Below are 18,091 nucleotides of genomic sequence, written 5' to 3'. Positions count from 1 at the left end.
TTCCGATCCTGCCACGGCGAACCGGCACGCGCGGCGGGGTCAGCGCGCGATCGGCCCGAGCCAGGCGGTTGCGACCGTCGCGTGCGCCGACTCGGGATCGGAGGGATGGAACTGACCCGCGAGCACGTCGCGATACAGGCGTGCGAGCTCGGAACCCGCGAAGTACGACGACCCACCGGTGACGAGGATCGCGTCGTCGACGACGGCTTTGGCGGCCACCACCGCGCGGTGCTTCAGCCCGGCGAGCAGCGAGAACCACTTCGCGCCGTGGTCGGCGAGGCCATCGATGTCGGCGGCCAGCGCGGCGACCTGCGGCGGCAGTGCTTCGTAGGCGAGGGCCATATCCGCGATGCGCCAGCGGATGTCGGGGTCCTGACTGTAGGTCGTGCCCGTCTTCTTCGAAGTGCGGGCCTGGGCCGTCGCGACGGCGACGTCGAGTGCGCGGCGGGCGAGACCCGTGTACACCGAGGCGAGCAGGATCTCGAACACGCTGAAGATGCCGAACACGAGAGGGTCGGGCTGGGGGCCCGGGTCGATGCGCCGGACGACGCGATCCGCGGGCGCGGCAGCCGCGCGCAGCTCGGTCGTGCGGCTCTGCGTGCCGCGCATGCCGAGGGTGTCCCAGTCGTCGCGCGTCGTGATGCGGCCCGCCGCCTCTTCGTCCCGCGAGACGAAGGCGTAGACCATCTTCGGGCCGTCGGCAGAGGTCGTGTCGAGGCCGTGCAGTCCCAGGTGCGACCAGACGGGTGCGAGCGAGGTGAAGATCTTCGTGCCCGTGAACGTGTAACCGCCATCGGGGAGTGGTGCAGCATCCGTATCGCTGCCGAACAGGACGAGGTCGTTGCCGGCCTCGCTGATGCCGAAGGCGAAGACCTCACCCGCGCCGGCGCCGGCCTGCACGAACGCGAGGTCGTCGATACCGCGGTCCTGCAGGACCTTCGCGACGCCCGTCCAGACGAGATGCATGTTGATCGCCAGGGCCGTCGCGGGCGCGGCCCCCGCGAGACGCTGTTGCAGGACGGATGCCTCGGCGAGCCCTAGCCCGGCCCCGCCCCGGTTTGTCGGGACCATGATCGCGAGGTAACCCGCGGCGCGCAGATCGGCCAGGTCGTCGTCCGGGAACGTGTTGTCGCGATCGTGCGTCGCCGCCCGTGCGCGGATGCGCTCGATCAGATCGTCGGGCAGGTGGACGCTGGGGTCGAAGTCGGGCACGCCTCTATTGTCCCGCCGACCGGGGTGGGGCGGGTCGGTTCGGTCAGTCGCCGAGCACGCCGAGGAGCTGTCGAACCGTCTCGTCGGGCTCGTCGCGGTGCGGCGAGTGGCCGGCGCCGGCGACGACCGACATCGTGAAGCGCGGGTTCGCCGCGAGCACGCCCGCCGCGATGTCGCCCGTGAACAGGCTGTAGACCTCGGGGTCGGCGCCGATGACGTGCGTCGGGACCGTGACGCGCGCGCAGTCGTCGCGGACGTCCCAGTCGGGATTCTGAACACTGACCTGGTCGATCGCCCACCGGCTCGCGCGCGCGACTGCGTCGATCTTCAGCTCGATGTCCTGCGGATGCCACCCCGGATGCTCGGCTCGCACCAGTTCTTCGCGATTGTCGGCGAATGCCTGCTCCTGGCCGGCACGGACCGCCTCGGCGTCGGCGCCGAGGACCACGATTCCCGGGTCGATCAGCACGAGTCGCCGCGCCCAGGTGGGATGGGCGGCCGCCGCGACCACCGCCGCTGCGCCCCCGAGCGAGTGCCCGATGACGAGGTCCCACGGTCCGCCGTGCGGGGGAGCGGTGGCCGAGACATCCGCTGCGAAAGCGCCGATCGTGTAGTCCAGAGCGCGCGGCGCAGAGCCGTGCCCGCGTAAGTCGACGGCCGTCGCGGCCCAGCCCGCTTCGGCGAGGGCTGCGCCCAGGCGCCACATCAGCGCGCCGCTCGACCCGAGGCCATGGATGAGGAGCGCGCGGCGGGGCGCGTCGGTGGCGCCCCACGTCAGGGCGGGCAGCGCGAGGGGTGCGGTCATGGCGTCCAGCCTACGAACGTGGGGGACGGATTCGGGGTCGTCGGGGGAGTTCGGCAGGATCTCGGCGCCGATCTGGCATAGCGCCTACGCGCGTGCGGCGGCCGTGAGTCCCTCGAACGCGGCGACGAAGTGTTCAGGATCGCGCGGTGCGGCCTCGCTCAGCCAGGCTTCGAGGATCCCGATCGACCCGTTCGCGATGAATCGCGCCGTGCTCTCTTCGACGAATCGGGTCGTGGCGCCGTGCGCGTGGAAGGGGGGACGGATGGCGCCGACCGCTTCGAGTTCTCGCACCGAGTCGCGAAAATGCTCGGCCAGCATGGCGTGAAGATCGCCGCCCCCGGCGGAGAGGAGACCGCGCTGATAGATCGTGTAGTGGGATTCGACGTGGGCGAGGACGGCGCGGCTCGTGTCGGCTGCGGCGTTCGGGGCGGCGGATCCCGCGCCGGTCAGATACCGGGCGCGGATGTCGTCGAGTTGTTCGCGCAGCGCAGCGCGCAACAGATCAGCAGCGGATGCCGCGTACTCGGCGAAGGTGGAGCGATGCACCTGCGCGGCGCGGCAGATCTCGGCTGCGGTGAGGTCTTCGACCGGGCGCGTCGCCGCGAGGTCGAGAACGGTGGCGTACAGACGTCTCTTCGCGTGCGGTGGTGCGGCCATGCATCCTCCGTTCCACCCCGGTCATTCGAGGCGTAGGCTCACATTATCCGACATATGTCGGATATCGGTCAACGCGCACACCGTGCGCAGACAGGAGTATGGGACATGGCTACCTACGATGTGTCCGGACGTTCGGCAATCGTCACCGGCGGGGCATCCGGAATCGGCCGCGCGGTCGCGTTGAGTCTCGCCGCGAGCGGTGCGAAGGTGCTCGTGGCAGACCTGCGCGACGACGCCACGCAGAAGGTCGTCGACGAGATCACGGCCGCGGGCGGTACGGCTGCCGCTTTCGTGGGCGATGTAACCGACCCCGACGCGGCGATCGGCATGGTCGCCCGCGCCGGCGAGCTCGCCCCCCTCGGCATCGCCGTAAACAACGCCGGCATCGGTGGCGCGGCCGCGACCGTCGGCGACTACCCGCTCGACGACTGGCGGAAGGTCATCGAGATCAACCTCAACGCCGTCTTCTACGGCATGAAGGCGCAGCTGCCCGCGATGGTCGCCAACGGCGGTGGCTCGATCGTCAACATGGCGTCGGTGCTGGGCTCGGTCGGCATCCCGATGTCGTCCGCGTACGTCACGGCCAAGCACGGGCTGCTCGGTCTGACGCAGAACGCGGCGCTCGAGTACGGCGCCCAGAAGGTCCGCGTCAACGCGGTCGGACCCGGCTTCATCCACACGCCCCTGGTCGACGCGCACCTCGACGCCGATGCGCAGGCCGCACTCTCTGCACAGCACGCCCTGGGACGCCTCGGAAACCCCGAAGAGGTTGCCGCCCTCGTGAGCTTCCTCGCCTCCGACGCCGCATCCTTCATCACGGGCAGCTACCACCTCGTCGACGGCGGCTACGCGGCCCACTGACCGACGGCGCGGGGCCGGGCTCGCTCGGGCCCGACCCCGGTTGCCATCCGGCGCCGGCGCCGCCGGGCGCTGTGACAATGGATGCATGATCTCGACCGAGCTGGCGATCGCGCTGCGCGAGACGGGACTCGTGTGGCACCCCGCCTCGGGTGATCGGTTCCAGCTCGACGAGCCCGAGTTCGAGGCCGACGTCTTCACGGTCAGCGAGATGACGATCGAGCCCCGGCAGTACCCGACCGGCGTCATCCTGGCTTTCAACGGCACGACCGAGTGGGCGCTGGATTCCGTCGCGCTCGAGGACGCGCTCTGGCTCCCGCGCGAGGATCAGCTGCGCGAGCTGCTGCGCGGCACCTTCCGTGCGCTCCGCCGCCTGGCCGACACGCACGAGGTCGAGATCGAGATGGCCGGGACGACGGCCGTGTTCGCGCATCCGGCACCCGCGGATGCCTACGCCCTCGCGCTCCTGCACGTGCTGCGCCGCATGGCCTGAGCGTCACGTGACGGTGTGCACGGGCTCCGTGTCGGGCATGGGGCTCGCGTCCCGGCCGCGCAGATCGGGGAACGAACGCACCCAGACGACCGAGACGATGACGCCGAACAGCGCGAAGATCGCCGCGGCCCAGTAGGCGGCCGTCGGTCCGGCGCCGTCGATCACGAAGCCCGCGATCGCCGAGCCCGCGGCGGCGCCGATGAGCTGCCCGGTGCCGATCCACCCGTAGGCCTCGGCGGTGTCGCTGAACTTCACGCTCGCGCTCGTGATCGCGAAGACGACCGCCAGGGCCGGGGCGATGCCGATCCCGGCCAGCAGCAGGGTGCCGCCGATCCAGAAGACGTTGAGCGAGATCGTGGTCAGCGCGAGGCCGATCGTGACGACCGTGAGGCGGCGCGCCATCGCCCACGACCCGATCGGGATGTGGCCGAAGCTGAGGCCGCCCGTCAGGCTGCCGATCGCGAAGAGGGCGAGCACGATGCCGGCCTCGAAGCCGCCGTGACCGAACGTCGCGACGACACCGGCCTCGACCGCCGCGCACGCGCCGATCAGGAGGAACCCGACGACCGTTGCCAGCAGCACGGGCGGCTTGGCCAGGACCTTGCCGATCTTGCGACGACTGCGCGGGATGCGCACACGCCCGATCTCGGGCGACATGATGAACCACGCGCAGCCGCCCAGCAGGATCACGACGATCAGCAGCATGGCGGTCGTCGTGCCGGCCTGCAGCGCCACGAAGGTGATGACGACGGGCGCGAAAACCCAGATGAGCTCTTGCAGCGAGGCATCCAACGAGAAGAGGGGCGTCAGCTGCCGGGAGTTGACCATCTTCGGATAGACCGTTCGCACCGCGGACTGCACGGGCGGGGTGGCAAGGCCCGCGACGAGACCGAACGCCATGGTCAGCGGGAGCACCATGGGGAAGAGCCCCAGCACCAGGATGGCGGTGGCGCAGACCAGGGTCGTCAGGGTGAGGACACGGCGCATGCCCCAGATGCCCATCCAGCGGCTCGTGACGGGTCCGGCGACCGCCTGACCGACCGAGGTCGCAGCCAGTACGAGGCCCGCGGCACCGTACGACCCCGTCAACTGCTCGATGTGCAGAAGGAGTGCGAGCGAGATCATCCCGTTCGGGAACCGCGCCGTCAGCTGCGCGGCAATGATCCGGCCGACGCCGGGCGTCTTCAGCAGTTCCCGATATGCGCCCACGAGAGGTCAATGGTAGTCGCGGTGTGCGACACGCCGGCACGGGGTGCGACACGCCGTGTCCGCGTTGTCCACAGGAATCCGGATGTCGGAGGCCCCCCATATCGTCGGCCCTGTGGATAGCTCGGGCCGAGGCATCCGAATGTGGCGTTATTCAGCGATTTTTCAGGTTCGAAATCGATCCGCTCCCTGTGGATGAAACGGTGGACAACCTGTGTTGTTAAGGGGAGAGGCGGTGGAGAACTACACGAATGTAACTACTACCCCTTGTGGTGCCGCCCGGTGTCGGCACCCATATGTAGTATTGGACTCCCGGTGGGGGGACGCCGGCTCAAGCAACCGATTAGACCGATGAATAAGGGGATGAAGGCCGAAATGGCAATCACCGTTTACACGAAGCCGTCCTGCGTTCAGTGCACCGCTACCTACCGCGCCCTCGACTCGAAGGGCCTCGAATACGAGGTTCTGGACCTGTCGCAGGACCCGTCCGCGCTCGAGCAGGTCAAGGCCCTGGGCTACCTCCAGGCGCCCGTCGTCATCACCGACGGCGACCACTGGTCGGGCTTCCGTCCCGACAAGATCGACGAACTCGCAACGCGCCTGGCCTGAGGCCGGACGCACGGGAGGTGCGACGTGAGCAAACTGGCGACACAAGCGCCACTGCTCGTCTACTTCTCGAGCCTCTCGGGCAACACGGCTCGATTCGTCGAGAAGCTCGGGCTGCCGGCGATCAGGATCCCCTTGCAGGGGAATCAGACACCGGTCGTAGACGAGCCGTTCGTGCTCGTCACCCCCACCTACGGCGGGGGACAGGGACGCGGCGAAGAAAAAGGCGCCGTCCCCAAGCAGGTGATCCGCTTCCTCAACGAGGAGCGCAATCGCCAGCTGATCCGGGGAGTCATCTCCGCCGGCAATACCAACTTCGGTGCGGCATTCTGCCTCGCCGGTGACGTCATCAGCCGCAAGTGCAACGTGCCGCACTTGTATCGGCTCGAACTGTTCGGCACGCCGGAAGACATCGATCGCGTGAGCGACGGATTGGAACGATGGTGGACACAGCACTAACGCAGGCTCCCCAGCAGACGCCCTTCAAGAACAACGCCGCGTTCGACGGGATGGACTACCACTCCCTGAACGCGATGCTGAACCTGTACGGCGCGGACGGGAAGATCCAGTTCGACGCCGACAAGCGCGCCGCGCGGGAGTACTTCCTGCAGCACGTCAACCAGAACACCGTCTTCTTCCACTCGCTCAAGGAGCGTCTCGACTACCTGGTCGAGAAGGAGTACTACGAGCCCGCTGTGCTGGCCAAGTATCCGTTCGAGTTCATCCAGGAGCTCAACGACTTCGCCTACGGCAAGAAGTTCCGCTTCGAGACGTTCCTCGGGGCGTTCAAGTACTACACGAGCTACACGCTCAAGACGTTCGACGGCAAGCGCTACCTCGAGCGGTTCGAAGACCGCGTCGTCATGACGGCGCTGGGCCTTGCCGACGGCGACCAGAAGCTCGCGACCCAGCTGGTCGAAGAGATCCTCTCGGGCCGTTTCCAGCCCGCCACCCCGACGTTCCTCAACACGGGCAAGGCGCAGCGCGGCGAGCTCGTGTCGTGCTTCCTGCTGCGCATCGAAGACAACATGGAGTCGATCTCTCGCGGCATCAACTCGTCGCTGCAGCTCTCCAAGCGCGGCGGCGGCGTCGCCCTGCTGCTCTCGAACATCCGCGAGGCGGGCGCTCCGATCAAGCAGATCGAGAACCAGTCGTCGGGCATCATCCCCGTCATGAAGCTGCTCGAAGACAGCTTCAGCTACGCCAACCAGCTCGGTGCGCGTCAGGGCGCGGGCGCGGTGTATCTGCAGGCGCACCACCCCGACATCCTGCGCTTCCTCGACACCAAGCGCGAGAACGCCGACGAGAAGATCCGCATCAAGACGCTCTCGCTCGGCGTCGTCGTGCCCGACATCACGTTCGAGCTCGCTCGCAACGACGAGGACATGTACCTCTTCTCGCCGTACGACGTCGAGAAGGTCTACGGCGTTCCCTTCGGCGACATCTCGGTCACCGAGAAGTACCGCGAGATGGTCGACGACCCCCGCATCAAGAAGACCAAGATCAACGCGCGCGAGTTCTTCCAGACCCTCGCCGAGATCCAGTTCGAGTCGGGCTACCCGTACATCATGTTCGAGGACACGGTGAACGCGGCCAACCCGATCAAGGGCCGCATCAACATGTCCAACCTCTGCAGCGAGATCCTGCAGGTGAACACGCCGACGACGTACAACGAGGACCTCTCGTACGCGCAGATCGGCAAGGACATCTCCTGCAACCTCGGGTCGCTGAACATCGCGCTCGCGATGGACTCGCCCGACCTCGGCAGGACGGTCGAGACGGCCATCCGGGGTCTGACCGCGGTGAGCAACCAGAGCCACATCCGCTCGGTACGCTCGATCGAAGAGGGCAACGACCGCACGCACGCGATCGGCCTCGGGCAGATGAACCTGCACGGCTACCTCGCTCGTGAGCGCGTCTTCTACGGTTCGGAAGAGGGCATCGACTTCACGAACATCTACTTCTACACGGTGCTGTTCCACGCGCTGCGCGCCTCGAACGAGATCGCGATCGAGCGCGGACAGGCCTTCGAGGGCTTCGAGGACTCGAAGTACGCGTCGGGGGAGTTCTTCGACAAGTACATCGAGCGCGCGTGGGTTCCCGAGACCGACAAGGTCAAGGAGATGTTCGCCGGCGTCCACATTCCGACGCAGGATGACTGGACCGCGCTGAAGGCGAAGATCCAGCAGCACGGCATCTACAACCAGAACCTGCAGGCCGTGCCGCCGACCGGGTCGATCTCGTACATCAACAACTCGACGTCGTCGATCCACCCGATCGCCGCCAAGGTCGAGATCCGCAAGGAAGGCAAGCTCGGCCGCGTCTACTACCCGGCCGCGTTCATGACGAACGACAACCTGGAGTACTACCAGGACGCCTACGAGATCGGCTACGAGAAGGTCATCGACACGTACGCCGCGGCGACGCAGCACGTCGACCAGGGCCTGTCGCTGACGCTGTTCTTCAAGGACACCGCCACGACGCGCGACATCAACAAGGCGCAGATCTACGCGTGGAAGAAGGGGATCAAGACGATCTACTACATCCGCCTGCGTCAGATGGCCCTCGAGGGCACCGACATGTCGGAATGCGTCAGCTGCACGCTGTAGTCGCCCATCGAGCGCGCAGCGAGTCGAAACGAACCTAGGAAGAAATCATGTCCCCTGAACCGCTTAAGCTCCTCAGCCATGTCGAGGCCATCAACTGGAACCGCATCCAGGACGACAAGGACCTCGAGGTGTGGAACCGCCTGGTCAACAACTTCTGGCTGCCCGAGAAGGTGCCGCTGTCGAACGACATCCAGTCGTGGAACACACTCACCCCTCAGGAGCAGGTGCTGACGATGCGTGTGTTCACGGGGCTGACGCTCCTCGACACGATCCAGGGCACCGTCGGCGCCGTCTCGCTGATCCCGGATGCGATCACCCCCCACGAAGAGGCTGTGTACACCAACATCGCGTTCATGGAGTCGGTGCACGCCAAGAGCTACTCGTCGATCTTCTCGACGCTGTGCTCGACGAAGGAGATCGACGAGGCGTTCCGCTGGTCGGTCGAGAACCCGAACCTTCAGAAGAAGGCTCAGATCGTCATGGAGTACTACCGCGGCGACAGCCCGCTCAAGCGCAAGGTCGCCTCGACCCTGCTCGAGAGCTTCCTGTTCTACTCGGGCTTCTACCTGCCGATGCACTGGTCGTCGCGCGCCAAGCTGACGAACACGGCCGACCTGATCCGCCTCATCATCCGCGACGAGGCCGTGCACGGGTACTACATCGGGTACAAGTTCCAGAAGGGGCTCGAGAAGGTCTCGCAGGCCGAGCGTGACGAGATCAAGGACTACACGTTCTCGCTCATGTACGAGCTCTACGACAACGAGGTGCAGTACACGCAGGACCTCTACGACGAGGTCGGGCTGACCGAAGACGTCAAGAAGTTCCTGCACTACAACGCCAACAAGGCCCTGATGAACCTGGGCTACGAGGCGATGTTCCCCTCGAGCGTCACGAACGTGAACCCCGCGATCCTGTCGGCGCTCTCGCCGAACGCGGACGAGAACCACGACTTCTTCTCGGGGTCCGGTTCGTCGTACGTCATCGGCAAGGCCGTCGCGACCGAGGACGACGACTGGGACTTCTAGTCCCGATGTGGTTCTGTGGACAACGTGGAGTCCACAGAACCCGCCGAAGAGAAGCCGGATGTCGAGGCCACCGCGTACGGTGGACCCCAAACACCCGGGCTCGACCAGGAGGACCCTATGGCTCAGCAGGTAGCGACCGGACAGCATCTCGGAGATCAGCGTTCCGATGAGCAACGTGCTCGAGAACAGGTGATGGGCGAGGTCTCGGACGTTCTGTTGAACCTCGAGCACGCGATCAATCGCTCGAAGCGCGCCCTGGCGAACATCCGAAAGGCCGGGGGCTCACAGAACGAGGAACTCGTGTTGACCGAAACCCTGGAAGAGCTGCAGAAGCTGCGCAAGCGGCTGATGCAAGGAACGTACTACGCGGTCGAAACCCGGATGTTCTGATTCGTGGCGGACGGCGGGGTGCGTAGTGGCACCGAGATACAGGCCGCTCTCGCCGCGTTCGCCGCGAAGTGGCGTACGTACAACGGCAGTGAGCGCGCCGAGGCGCAGACATTCCTGAACGAGTTGTTCGCGGCTTACGGCACGGATCGCCAGGCCACCGGGGCGTTGTTCGAGGACTTCAAGAGTTCCGCCGGCTTCATGGATCTGCACTGGCCGGGCTCGCGATCTTCGAGATGAAGAAGCCGGGTACGCCCCTCGCCAAGGCCGCAGATCAGATCGAGCGCTACTGGCGCGAGTCGAGCGATGGCGACACGCCTGCCGCCCGATGGGTCATCGCGTGCAACTTCCACTCGTTCGAGGTGTGGGAGCCGGGAAGGTTCCCCAAGGCTCCTCGCATCACGTTCGCCATCGACGAGTTGGTCGATCACTACGATGCGTTGCTCTTTCTGCAGAACGACACACTCGAACCGGTCTTCAGCGAGCATCGACGGGAACTGACGGCCGATGCCGCACGTCACATCGCCGAGTTCTACCGCTCGATGATCGACCGGTCGGCGGCGCCGGTCGACGAGATCCAGCGCTTCACCATGCAGCTCGTGTGGTGTCTGTTCGCTGAGGACCTCGGGATGCTCGAGGGATACCCGCTCCAGGCCACGGTCGAATCACTCTTGAAAGAGAGCGAGCCCGACTCTGCGAAAGAGATCGGTTACCTCTTTGCGCTTCTCAATCAGAAGGGTGATCACAACCGCAAGGGGCGTTACGCGGGAACCCGATATGTCAACGGCGACCTGTTTACACAGCCCGCCTCGGTGTTCTTGTCCCGAGAAGAGCTGCTCCACCTGCGCGAGGCCGCCGAGTTCAACTGGCGAGAGGTCAACCCGACCATCTTCGGGTCGCTTCTCGAGGGAGTGCTCGGCGATGAGCGTCGCTCGGAGATCGGTGCGCACTACACGCACGAGGCAGACATCATGAAGATCGTCGCGCCGACGATCGTTCGACCGTGGCGCGAACGCATCGAGGCGGCGGCATCGGTCACGGATGCGGTCGCCGTGCTGCACGACTTGTGCGAGTTTCGTGTGCTCGACCCGGCCTGTGGCTGTGGCAACTTCTTGTACGTCGCGTATCGCGAACTTCGCACGCTCGAATACGAGGCAAAGCTGCGTATCAACGCGCTGGCCGCCCAGACCGGTGCGGCCAAGCCGACGGGACCCCTGCCGTATTACCCGCTTGCCAATCTCTACGGACTCGACATCGAGCGCGTTGCCGTGATGATCGCGCGGGTGACCCTGTGGATGGGGCACCGCCAGATGGTGGACCGTTTCGGAGAGGCAGAGCCGGTGCTTCCTCTCGTCGACTTGTCAAACGTGCGTTCCGCGGATGCGCTCCGCACGGAATGGCCCGAGGTCGACACGATCATCGGCAACCCGCCGTTCTTGGGGGCAAAGCTGATTCGCCCAAGTCTCGGCGATGATTACGCCGACTGGCTCATTCGTCGGTTTCACGTCGGAGTGAAAGACCTCTGCGTTTACTGGTTCCGTCTCGCTCACGAGCGCTTGGCGGTGGGCCATCGTGCTGGTCTCGTCGGCACCAATTCCATCAGCCAGACGGCGGGACGCTCCGCCTCACTGTCGTACGTGGTTTCTCAGGGTGGCATCATCACAGATGCGGTTTCTAGCCAGAAGTGGCCGGGGGACGCCAAGGTCCACGTCAGCCTCGTCAACTGGGTCAAGAAGCCCGATGACGTGCCGACCGTGTTTGAACTCGATGGCGAACCCGTTTCGGGAATCACCGCCTCGCTCACCGAGGGAAACGCGCACGACTGGGACGCGAAAGCTCTGCTCGCCAATCGTCAGCACTGTTTTTCGGGGGTCGTGCCGCAAGGCAAGGGGTTCATCATCGACGACGTCACTGCGGCTCGTCTGCTTGAACGCGACGATGCGGAATACGCTCGCGTTGTCCGGCGATTCCTCACCGGCGCCGATTTGGTCGAAGCGGTGGAGCAGTCGGCAGCACGCTGGATCATCGATTTTGGCTCGATGACCCTCGAAGCGGCGATGAAATACCCCGCGGCCCTCGATATGCTCCGCAGCACGGTCAAAAGGGAACGCGAAGACTCGCCAAACCGCGCGGTAGAGAAGCGCTGGTGGTTGTTTGGTCGACGGGTCGAGGGGATGCGCGCCGCCGTGGAGCCCCTGAGACGATACGCAGCGGCATCGGCGACGGGAAAGCGCCTGCAGCTCGCCTGGGTAGACGGCACGGTGTGTCCGAACAACGCCGTAATCGTGTTCGCATTCGACGATGACTACAGCATGGGGATCCTTCTCTCGAGTGCACACCACGCCTGGGCGTGGGCGCAGTCGTCAACGCTCGAAACGCGGCTGAGGTATACGAACGATGCCGTCTTCGAGACGTTCCCGTGGCCGGACCCCGTTACGTCAGCGCAGCGAGATGCGGTGGCCGAGGCATCCGTCGCCCTGTACGCGCGCCGAAGCGAACTGTGCGTCGAGCATGACATGGGCCTGACAAAGCTGTACAACCTGATGGACGACGGCGCGTTCACCGATCTCGCCGCACTGCACCGCCGACTCGACGAGGCTGTGGCCGCGGCCTACGGCTGGCCGAAGTCGGTTGCGCAGGACGCGCCCGAACTGGTTCGCCGTTTGTCCGCGCTCAATCGCGAGATCGCGGAGGGCGGCCGCGCATACGCGCCGTTCACGTAGCCCGGATGCCGTCAGCGGCGGGTCGAGAACGTGACCGTGAACTTCGACGTGCGGGCGACCTGGCGCGTCGGGCCGACCAAGCGCTCGAGCGGCTGGCGGTACTGCAGGGCCGAGTTCCAGACGGTCCACAGCTCGCCGCCCGGGCGCAGCACGCGCGCCGCGTCGGCGAACAGGTGTCGCGCGATCGTCTCGTCGATCGCCGCGCCTCGGTGGAACGGCGGGTTCAGGGCGATGAACGACGCGCTCGCGTCGGGCAAGGCCGACAGAGCGTCGTCGCGGGCCACGGACATCCGGCCGTCGATCCCGTTTGCGACCGCGGTGGCGCGGGCAGAGGCGACGGCGGCGGATGACTCGTCCGACGCGTAGACGCGGAGGCTCGGATACCGGAGCGCGAGCGTCGCGCCGACGATCCCGTTGCCGCACGCCAGGTCGATCGCGGCGTCGTCGTCCTCACCCGGGATCGTGTCGGGCAGGTTGTCGATCAGGAGTCGCGTGCCGATGTCGAGGGACGAACCCGCGAAAACACCCCCGAACGCGCAGACGATCACGCCGTCGTGCTGAGCGCGCGAGGCCACTGGGTCGCGCCCGTCGTGGGGGTTGCGAGCGATGAGCACCCGCGACTTCTGCCGGGCAAGAGAAACGTCGAGCGTCGCGAAATACTCGCGCAGCACGTCGTTCATGCCGAGGCTCATGTGCTTGAGGCGTCCACCTGCGAACACGACAACGTCGGGCGCGGCGTGAGCGGCGATGAGGCCAGCGATGTCGCGCAGCGCCTCGAGCGACCGCGGCAGCCGCAGCAGCACGACGCGGGCACCGCGCACGAGTTCCGCGTCGAGGGGCAGGGAGGCGACGGATGCTTCGAGGCCCGTCGATCGCGCGTTGGCCGCGAGCGCTCGCTCGGAAGAGAGGGGATCCTGGTGCACGCGGACCACACCGGGCGAGTCATCCGTCTCGCTCGCGACCGTGAGCGCAAGCGCGCCGTACGTGTCGCCGATGACGACGATGTCGTGCCGGCCGAGTCCCTGTCGCGCGGTGGCCGATTCGTCGAGCAGGAGTCGATCCGCCGCGTCATGTGCGCGAACGTCGGCATCGTCGGAATCGGGGAAGGGGCGTAGCGCGTCGAGGTCGAGGGTCACCGCACCCACGCTATCCCGGGCGCGTCATGCCGCAGACCACGCCCAGAACCGACCGGCCCGGCGTCGGAGCCCGGTGGCAGACTGACGCCATGCTGTTCGACGAACTCGCGGTGACGGCCGTCGCGGTCGGCGCGACACGCTCTCGGCTCGCCAAAGTCGAGGTGCTCGCGGCCTTCCTGCGCGCGCTCGCGCCCGACGAGATCGTCCCGGCCGTCGGGCTCCTGCTCGGCCGTCCCCGGCAGGGGAAGGTCGGCGTGGGCTGGCGGGGTCTCGCGGCGACTCTCGAGGAGGCAGCCGGAGCGCCGACGCTGACGATCGCCGATGTCGATGCCGCGTTTGCGGGCCTGGCCGAGGCATCCGGTCCCGGCTCCGCAGCGCGACGCGCGACGATCCTGCGCGAACTGATGAACGCCGCGACCGATCGGGAACGTGACGCGCTCCGCGGCGCGCTGCTCGGCGAGGTGCGGACGGGCGCCCTCGAGGGTGTGCTGACCGACGCGATCGCCCGCGCCTCCGAACGGCCGGTCGCGACGGTGCGCCGCGCCGCGATGCTCTCGGGCGACCTCGCGTCAACGGCGCTCGTCGCCCTCACGGGCACCGCCGAAGACCTCGCGAACACGGGCCTCGTGATCGGGCGCGCCATCCAGCCCATGCTGGCGAGCACGGCCCCCTCGATCGCCGAGGCCATCGCGGCTGCGGGTGAGGCATCCGTCGAATTCAAGCTCGACGGTGCCCGCATCCAGGTCCACCGCGCCGGCGAGGACGTGCGAATTTTCACTCGCAATCTCGCGGACATCACGCACCGTCTGCCCGAGATCGTGGATGTCGTGAGACGGATGCCGGTGCACGATGTCGTGCTGGACGGTGAGACGCTCGCGCTCGACGAGAACGATGCTCCGCGCGCGTTCCAGGACACGATGGCGCGGTTCGGGGCCGAGACCGCACGAGAGATCGCTCTGCGACCGTGGTTCTTCGACGTGCTGCATCTCGACGGGCAAGATCTGATCGACGAGCCCCTCAGTGCACGGCTGGCCGCGCTCGCGAGGATCGCGCCGGACCACCGCATTCCCGCCGAGATCACGGCGGACCCCGAAACGGCCGAGCGCGTCGGTCGCGAGGCGCTCGCCGCGGGACACGAGGGCGTCATGGTCAAGGGCATCGATTCGCTCTACGCCGCCGGGCGTCGCGGCGCGAGCTGGATCAAGGTCAAGCCGGTGCACACGCTCGACCTGGTCGTGTTGGCCGTCGAGCCCGGGTCGGGGCGTCGGTCGGGGCTGCTGTCCAACATCCATCTCGGGGCGCTCGACCCCGCCGGAGAATTCGGACCGCCCGGCGGGCTCGTCATGGTCGGTAAGACCTTCAAAGGAATGACGGACGAGACGCTCGCGTGGCAGACCGCGCATTTCCCGACGATCGAGGTGCGTCGCGACCCGTACGTGCTGTGGGTCGAGCCCGTGACGGTCGTCGAGGTCGCGATCGACGGCGTGCAGCGCTCGTCTCGCTACCCGGGCGGAATCGCCCTGCGCTTCGCCCGGGTCAAGGGCTACCGGCCCGACAAACAGCCGCGCGACGCCGATACGATCCAGACACTGCGCGGGATGCTGCGCGGCTGACCCGCCCGAAACGACCAGAATCGTCCACCGAAACGACCGAGGAGACACATGTCATTCCAGGCCTATCTCGACGCCGTCGAGACCAAGACCGGGCTCACGCCCGCCCAGCTCGTCGCGATCGCCACCGAGAAGGGTTTCGGCCCCGACACCAAGGCGACACCGATCGTCGAATGGCTCAAGGCGGACTACGACCTCGGCCGGGGTCACGCCATGGCGATGGTCCACGTCATCACGAAGGGTGACCGGATTTCGTCGAAGCACGTGGGGTCGGGTGGCACGCACTCGGATGAGAGCGATCGACTCTGGCTCGGCGGCAAGGACAGCAAACCCGCCGACTGGTAGCTCTTACGGCGGCGTCGGGGTCGCGGCATCCGAGGATCCGCCTCGCGGGATGTCAGACCGTCGTGGTCCCTGTCGAGGTCGCGGTCGAGCTCCTCGCCCTGCGCCGCACCATCAGCGCGCTGATCCACTCGACGAGCAGCCAGACCCAGCCGCCCACCCAGACGATGCCCGCGATGACGCTGATCGCACTCGAGACACTGCCGAGCCCGGAACTCGATGCTGCGCCGACCGTGTACATGAAGGCGGACCCCCAGTCGGTGTCGCTGCCATCGACGAAGAAGAACGCCGTGACGACGATGCCGACCGCGGTCAGCCAGGCGGCTGTCAGCGCACGCGTCCGCCCCGCGCTCGCGCGGAAGACCGCCCGTCGGGTCAAGAACCCGGTGATCGCGATGATGACCTGCACGACATAGCCGATCAGCAGCACCGGCGACACCATCATCACAAAGAAGAGCATCCATCCGGGCCAGGCGAGTTTGATCGCGAGTCCGACGAGTGGCAGAACGATCAGGGCGATGGCGGCCGCCGCCAGCGCGGCGTCGGTGCGGGCGGGAGCGGCAGGCGAACTCATGCCCCCGAGTGTGGCAGATGCGCCCGCCGGTTCAGCGCGCGACGGGCAGTTGCTGCAGCGTCCACGAGTTGCCGTCGGGGTCGTCGAACGTGACGAAGCGCCCCCAGGCCTGGTCGTCGACACCGGAGGCCTCGACCCCGACCGACCGCAGATGCGCCAGAGCCTCGTCGGCGTCGGACACGACGACCTGAATCGTGTTCTGCCGACCCGGCTCGAGGTCGATTCCGAGTCCGTCCCCGAACGCGATCGAACAGGCCGAACCCGGCGGCGTCATCTGCACGAAGCGCAAGCCCTCGAACGGCACCTCGTCGTGGTCGGCATTGAATCCGATCCGCTCGTAGAACTCCTTGGCGCGGTAGACATCCGTCACCGGCACGAAGATGAGCTCGATCTTCCAGTCCATGTCTTGTGTCCTCCCTGCGCATCCCCTCCGGATGCCTCACGTTCACGCTACGAAGAATCGCGGACATAGAGTGTCCGCATAAGGAACGGATGCCTCGGCCTCGCCATGATGAGATGGAGGTCCGATCCCGAGGAGTTCCACCGTGTTCCGCACCCCGCTCGCTTTGTTCCGCACGCTCGCCATCGCGGAAGCCATTTCGTGGACTCTGCTGATCACGGGCCTGATTCTGCGGGCCACCATGGACCTCTCCATCGCGGTGACGATCGGCGGGGGCATCCACGGGTTCGTGTTCTTGTCGTACGGAGCGACCGCCGTGCTGGTCGCCAAGAATCAGCGGTGGCATCCCGTCCCCACCGTCGTCGCGATCGCCAGCGCCATCGTCCCCTACGCCACCATCCCGACCGAGATCTGGTTGCACCGCAGCGGTCGTCTGCAGGGCGCCTGGCGTCTCGAGGCGGGGAACGATCCGCGTGATGCTGCCTGGCATGACCGCCTGATGCGGGCGCTGCTGCGCCGCCCGTGGATCCTCGCCGTGCTGGTCGCGGTGCTGGTGGTCGTGATCTTCGTCGTGCTGCTGATCGTCGGCCCGCCGGGCGGGCGCGGCTAACCAGGGCGGCCGCGACGAACGAGGGCGGACGCGACTAACCGCCCGACCCGGCGTACTGACCCGACGCGGTGAGTTCCGCCGACGCAACGAGCGACCGGGCCAAGACGGTCGACCCCGCGACCGCTGCGGGCATGATGAACACCGCGCCGAGCGGGACCAAGAAGCAGAGCTGCGTCGCGACGCCGAACCCGAGAGTGCGCGCGCGATGCGCCGCGAGCAGCGCGCGGCGCGCACGGGGATTGATTCCCCGGGCAGACAGGGCACGTGACGAGAGTTCGTCGGCCAGCAGCCATCCGGTCATCAGGACGCCGCCGACCGCGCCGGTGAAACCGCCGACGACCGGGATGAGCCCGAGCAGCCCGGCGGCGATCGCGATCGCGATACCGCGAGCGACGAACGAGAAGCCGTCGCCGACCGAACGCCAGAATCCGTAGGGGGCGTCCGCGGGAACCGCGCCGAGCTCTCGTTCCGCCGCACGCCAGATGCGGTCGTAGAACGGCTCGCCGACCAGCAGCGTCAGCGCGGTGAACGAGATCGCGATCACGACGAGCGCGGCGCCCAGCATCGCCGTGCCGACCGCGACGCGCACGACGCTCGCCCAGAGCCCCGGCCATCCGTCCGCGAACGGCGTGACGAACTCGGCGAGTCGCGGCAGGTGGAACGACAGGGTGACGAGTCCGGCGAACAGCAGGATGCCGACGATGGCCGCGGGCACGAGACCGAGCGCCATCGGGCCCGGAATGCGCCGCCAGAGTGCGAGGCCGCTCCCGAGCATCCGCACCCCGCCGATGAACTCCCGCATGCTTCCAGGCTACGGGCGCCCACCCGCAGATCCAGC

At 67.0% G+C, this 18,091-nt stretch carries 20 protein-coding genes; 12 read left to right on the top strand and 8 right to left on the bottom strand.

Annotation, left to right across the window (positions count from 1 at the left end):
* Positions 1–39: 39 nt before the first annotated feature.
* The 3 genes from CGU35_RS10900 to CGU35_RS10890 form a co-directional block, all read right to left on the bottom strand.
* Positions 40–1,212, bottom strand: a complete 1,173-nt coding sequence (locus CGU35_RS10900) for an acyl-CoA dehydrogenase family protein (protein ID WP_100811588.1) — start codon at positions 1,210–1,212, stop codon at positions 40–42.
* Between the two features lie 43 nt (positions 1,213–1,255).
* Positions 1,256–2,017, bottom strand: coding sequence for an alpha/beta fold hydrolase (locus CGU35_RS10895; RefSeq protein ID WP_100811587.1), 762 nt, complete (start codon positions 2,015–2,017; stop codon positions 1,256–1,258).
* An 84-nt stretch (positions 2,018–2,101) separates the two neighbouring features.
* Complete coding sequence (locus tag CGU35_RS10890; RefSeq protein WP_100811586.1) at positions 2,102–2,674, bottom strand: TetR/AcrR family transcriptional regulator; 573 nt, start codon at positions 2,672–2,674, stop codon at positions 2,102–2,104.
* Between the two features lie 105 nt (positions 2,675–2,779).
* Between CGU35_RS10890 and CGU35_RS10885 the strand changes: the two genes are divergently transcribed.
* Positions 2,780–3,535 (top strand): SDR family NAD(P)-dependent oxidoreductase, encoded by a 756-nt coding sequence (locus CGU35_RS10885; RefSeq protein WP_100811585.1) that lies wholly within the window; start codon positions 2,780–2,782, stop codon positions 3,533–3,535.
* A gap of 85 nt (positions 3,536–3,620) precedes the next feature.
* Positions 3,621–4,025 (top strand): pilus assembly protein CpaE, encoded by a 405-nt coding sequence (locus CGU35_RS10880; RefSeq protein WP_100811584.1) that lies wholly within the window; start codon positions 3,621–3,623, stop codon positions 4,023–4,025.
* A 3-nt stretch (positions 4,026–4,028) separates the two neighbouring features.
* Here CGU35_RS10880 and CGU35_RS10875 read toward each other — a convergent pair whose 3' ends face one another.
* Positions 4,029–5,234 (bottom strand): MFS transporter, encoded by a 1,206-nt coding sequence (locus CGU35_RS10875; RefSeq protein WP_100811583.1) that lies wholly within the window; start codon positions 5,232–5,234, stop codon positions 4,029–4,031.
* 372 nt (positions 5,235–5,606) lie between these two features.
* Here CGU35_RS10875 and nrdH point away from each other — a divergent pair, with 372 nt between their 5' ends.
* The 7 genes from nrdH to CGU35_RS10840 all read left to right on the top strand — a co-directional run bounded on the left by nrdH (position 5,607) and on the right by CGU35_RS10840 (position 12,581).
* A complete protein-coding gene (gene nrdH / locus CGU35_RS10870) occupies positions 5,607–5,840 on the top strand; it encodes a glutaredoxin-like protein NrdH (protein WP_036294795.1) in 234 nt (77 codons plus the stop codon).
* Between the two features lie 24 nt (positions 5,841–5,864).
* Positions 5,865–6,296 carry a class Ib ribonucleoside-diphosphate reductase assembly flavoprotein NrdI gene (nrdI, locus tag CGU35_RS10865; protein ID WP_100811582.1) on the top strand — a complete coding sequence of 144 codons (432 nt, stop codon included), beginning with the start codon at positions 5,865–5,867 and terminating at the stop codon, positions 6,294–6,296.
* Positions 6,297–6,346: 50 nt separating this feature from the next.
* A complete protein-coding gene (gene nrdE / locus CGU35_RS10860) occupies positions 6,347–8,446 on the top strand; it encodes a class 1b ribonucleoside-diphosphate reductase subunit alpha (RefSeq protein ID WP_442923048.1) in 2,100 nt (699 codons plus the stop codon).
* A 47-nt stretch (positions 8,447–8,493) separates the two neighbouring features.
* Positions 8,494–9,471 (top strand): class 1b ribonucleoside-diphosphate reductase subunit beta, encoded by a 978-nt coding sequence (nrdF, locus tag CGU35_RS10855; RefSeq protein ID WP_100811580.1) that lies wholly within the window; start codon positions 8,494–8,496, stop codon positions 9,469–9,471.
* 117 nt (positions 9,472–9,588) lie between these two features.
* Positions 9,589–9,861 carry a hypothetical protein gene (locus tag CGU35_RS10850; protein ID WP_146047992.1) on the top strand — a complete coding sequence of 91 codons (273 nt, stop codon included), beginning with the start codon at positions 9,589–9,591 and terminating at the stop codon, positions 9,859–9,861.
* 18 nt (positions 9,862–9,879) lie between these two features.
* Positions 9,880–10,098: a type IIL restriction-modification enzyme MmeI gene (locus tag CGU35_RS10845; RefSeq protein ID WP_157813940.1), complete on the top strand. Its 219-nt coding sequence runs from the start codon at positions 9,880–9,882 to the stop codon at positions 10,096–10,098.
* Complete coding sequence (locus tag CGU35_RS10840; protein WP_100811577.1) at positions 10,095–12,581, top strand: DNA methyltransferase; 2,487 nt, start codon at positions 10,095–10,097, stop codon at positions 12,579–12,581. The genes CGU35_RS10845 and CGU35_RS10840 overlap by 4 nt, the downstream gene beginning before the upstream one ends.
* A gap of 11 nt (positions 12,582–12,592) precedes the next feature.
* Here CGU35_RS10840 and CGU35_RS10835 read toward each other — a convergent pair whose 3' ends face one another.
* Positions 12,593–13,717: a class I SAM-dependent methyltransferase gene (locus CGU35_RS10835; RefSeq protein WP_100811683.1), complete on the bottom strand. Its 1,125-nt coding sequence runs from the start codon at positions 13,715–13,717 to the stop codon at positions 12,593–12,595.
* A gap of 89 nt (positions 13,718–13,806) precedes the next feature.
* Here CGU35_RS10835 and CGU35_RS10830 point away from each other — a divergent pair, with 89 nt between their 5' ends.
* Positions 13,807–15,330: an ATP-dependent DNA ligase gene (locus tag CGU35_RS10830; RefSeq protein ID WP_100811576.1), complete on the top strand. Its 1,524-nt coding sequence runs from the start codon at positions 13,807–13,809 to the stop codon at positions 15,328–15,330.
* 48 nt (positions 15,331–15,378) lie between these two features.
* Positions 15,379–15,672: a DUF4287 domain-containing protein gene (locus CGU35_RS10825; RefSeq protein ID WP_100811575.1), complete on the top strand. Its 294-nt coding sequence runs from the start codon at positions 15,379–15,381 to the stop codon at positions 15,670–15,672.
* A 52-nt stretch (positions 15,673–15,724) separates the two neighbouring features.
* On the opposite strand, the gene CGU35_RS10820 is transcribed toward CGU35_RS10825, so the two are convergent.
* Both CGU35_RS10820 and CGU35_RS10815 read right to left on the bottom strand, forming a co-directional pair.
* A complete protein-coding gene (locus CGU35_RS10820) occupies positions 15,725–16,243 on the bottom strand; it encodes a hypothetical protein (RefSeq protein WP_100811574.1) in 519 nt (172 codons plus the stop codon).
* A 31-nt stretch (positions 16,244–16,274) separates the two neighbouring features.
* Complete coding sequence (locus tag CGU35_RS10815) at positions 16,275–16,646, bottom strand: VOC family protein (RefSeq protein ID WP_100811573.1); 372 nt, start codon at positions 16,644–16,646, stop codon at positions 16,275–16,277.
* A gap of 142 nt (positions 16,647–16,788) precedes the next feature.
* On the opposite strand from CGU35_RS10815, the gene CGU35_RS10810 reads away from it, so the two are divergent.
* Positions 16,789–17,253, top strand: a complete 465-nt coding sequence (locus CGU35_RS10810; protein WP_100811572.1) for a DUF3817 domain-containing protein — start codon at positions 16,789–16,791, stop codon at positions 17,251–17,253.
* A gap of 34 nt (positions 17,254–17,287) precedes the next feature.
* Here CGU35_RS10810 and CGU35_RS10805 read toward each other — a convergent pair whose 3' ends face one another.
* On the bottom strand, positions 17,288–18,055 hold the full coding sequence (locus tag CGU35_RS10805) for an EI24 domain-containing protein (RefSeq protein ID WP_100811571.1): 768 nt from the start codon (positions 18,053–18,055) through the stop codon (positions 17,288–17,290).
* Between the last annotated feature and the right edge of the window lie 36 nt (positions 18,056–18,091).

This window comes from Microbacterium sp. BR1, assembly GCF_002812725.1.
Classification (GTDB): Bacteria; Actinomycetota; Actinomycetes; order Actinomycetales; family Microbacteriaceae; genus Microbacterium.
This window is presented reverse-complemented; position numbering and strand designations above follow the sequence as displayed.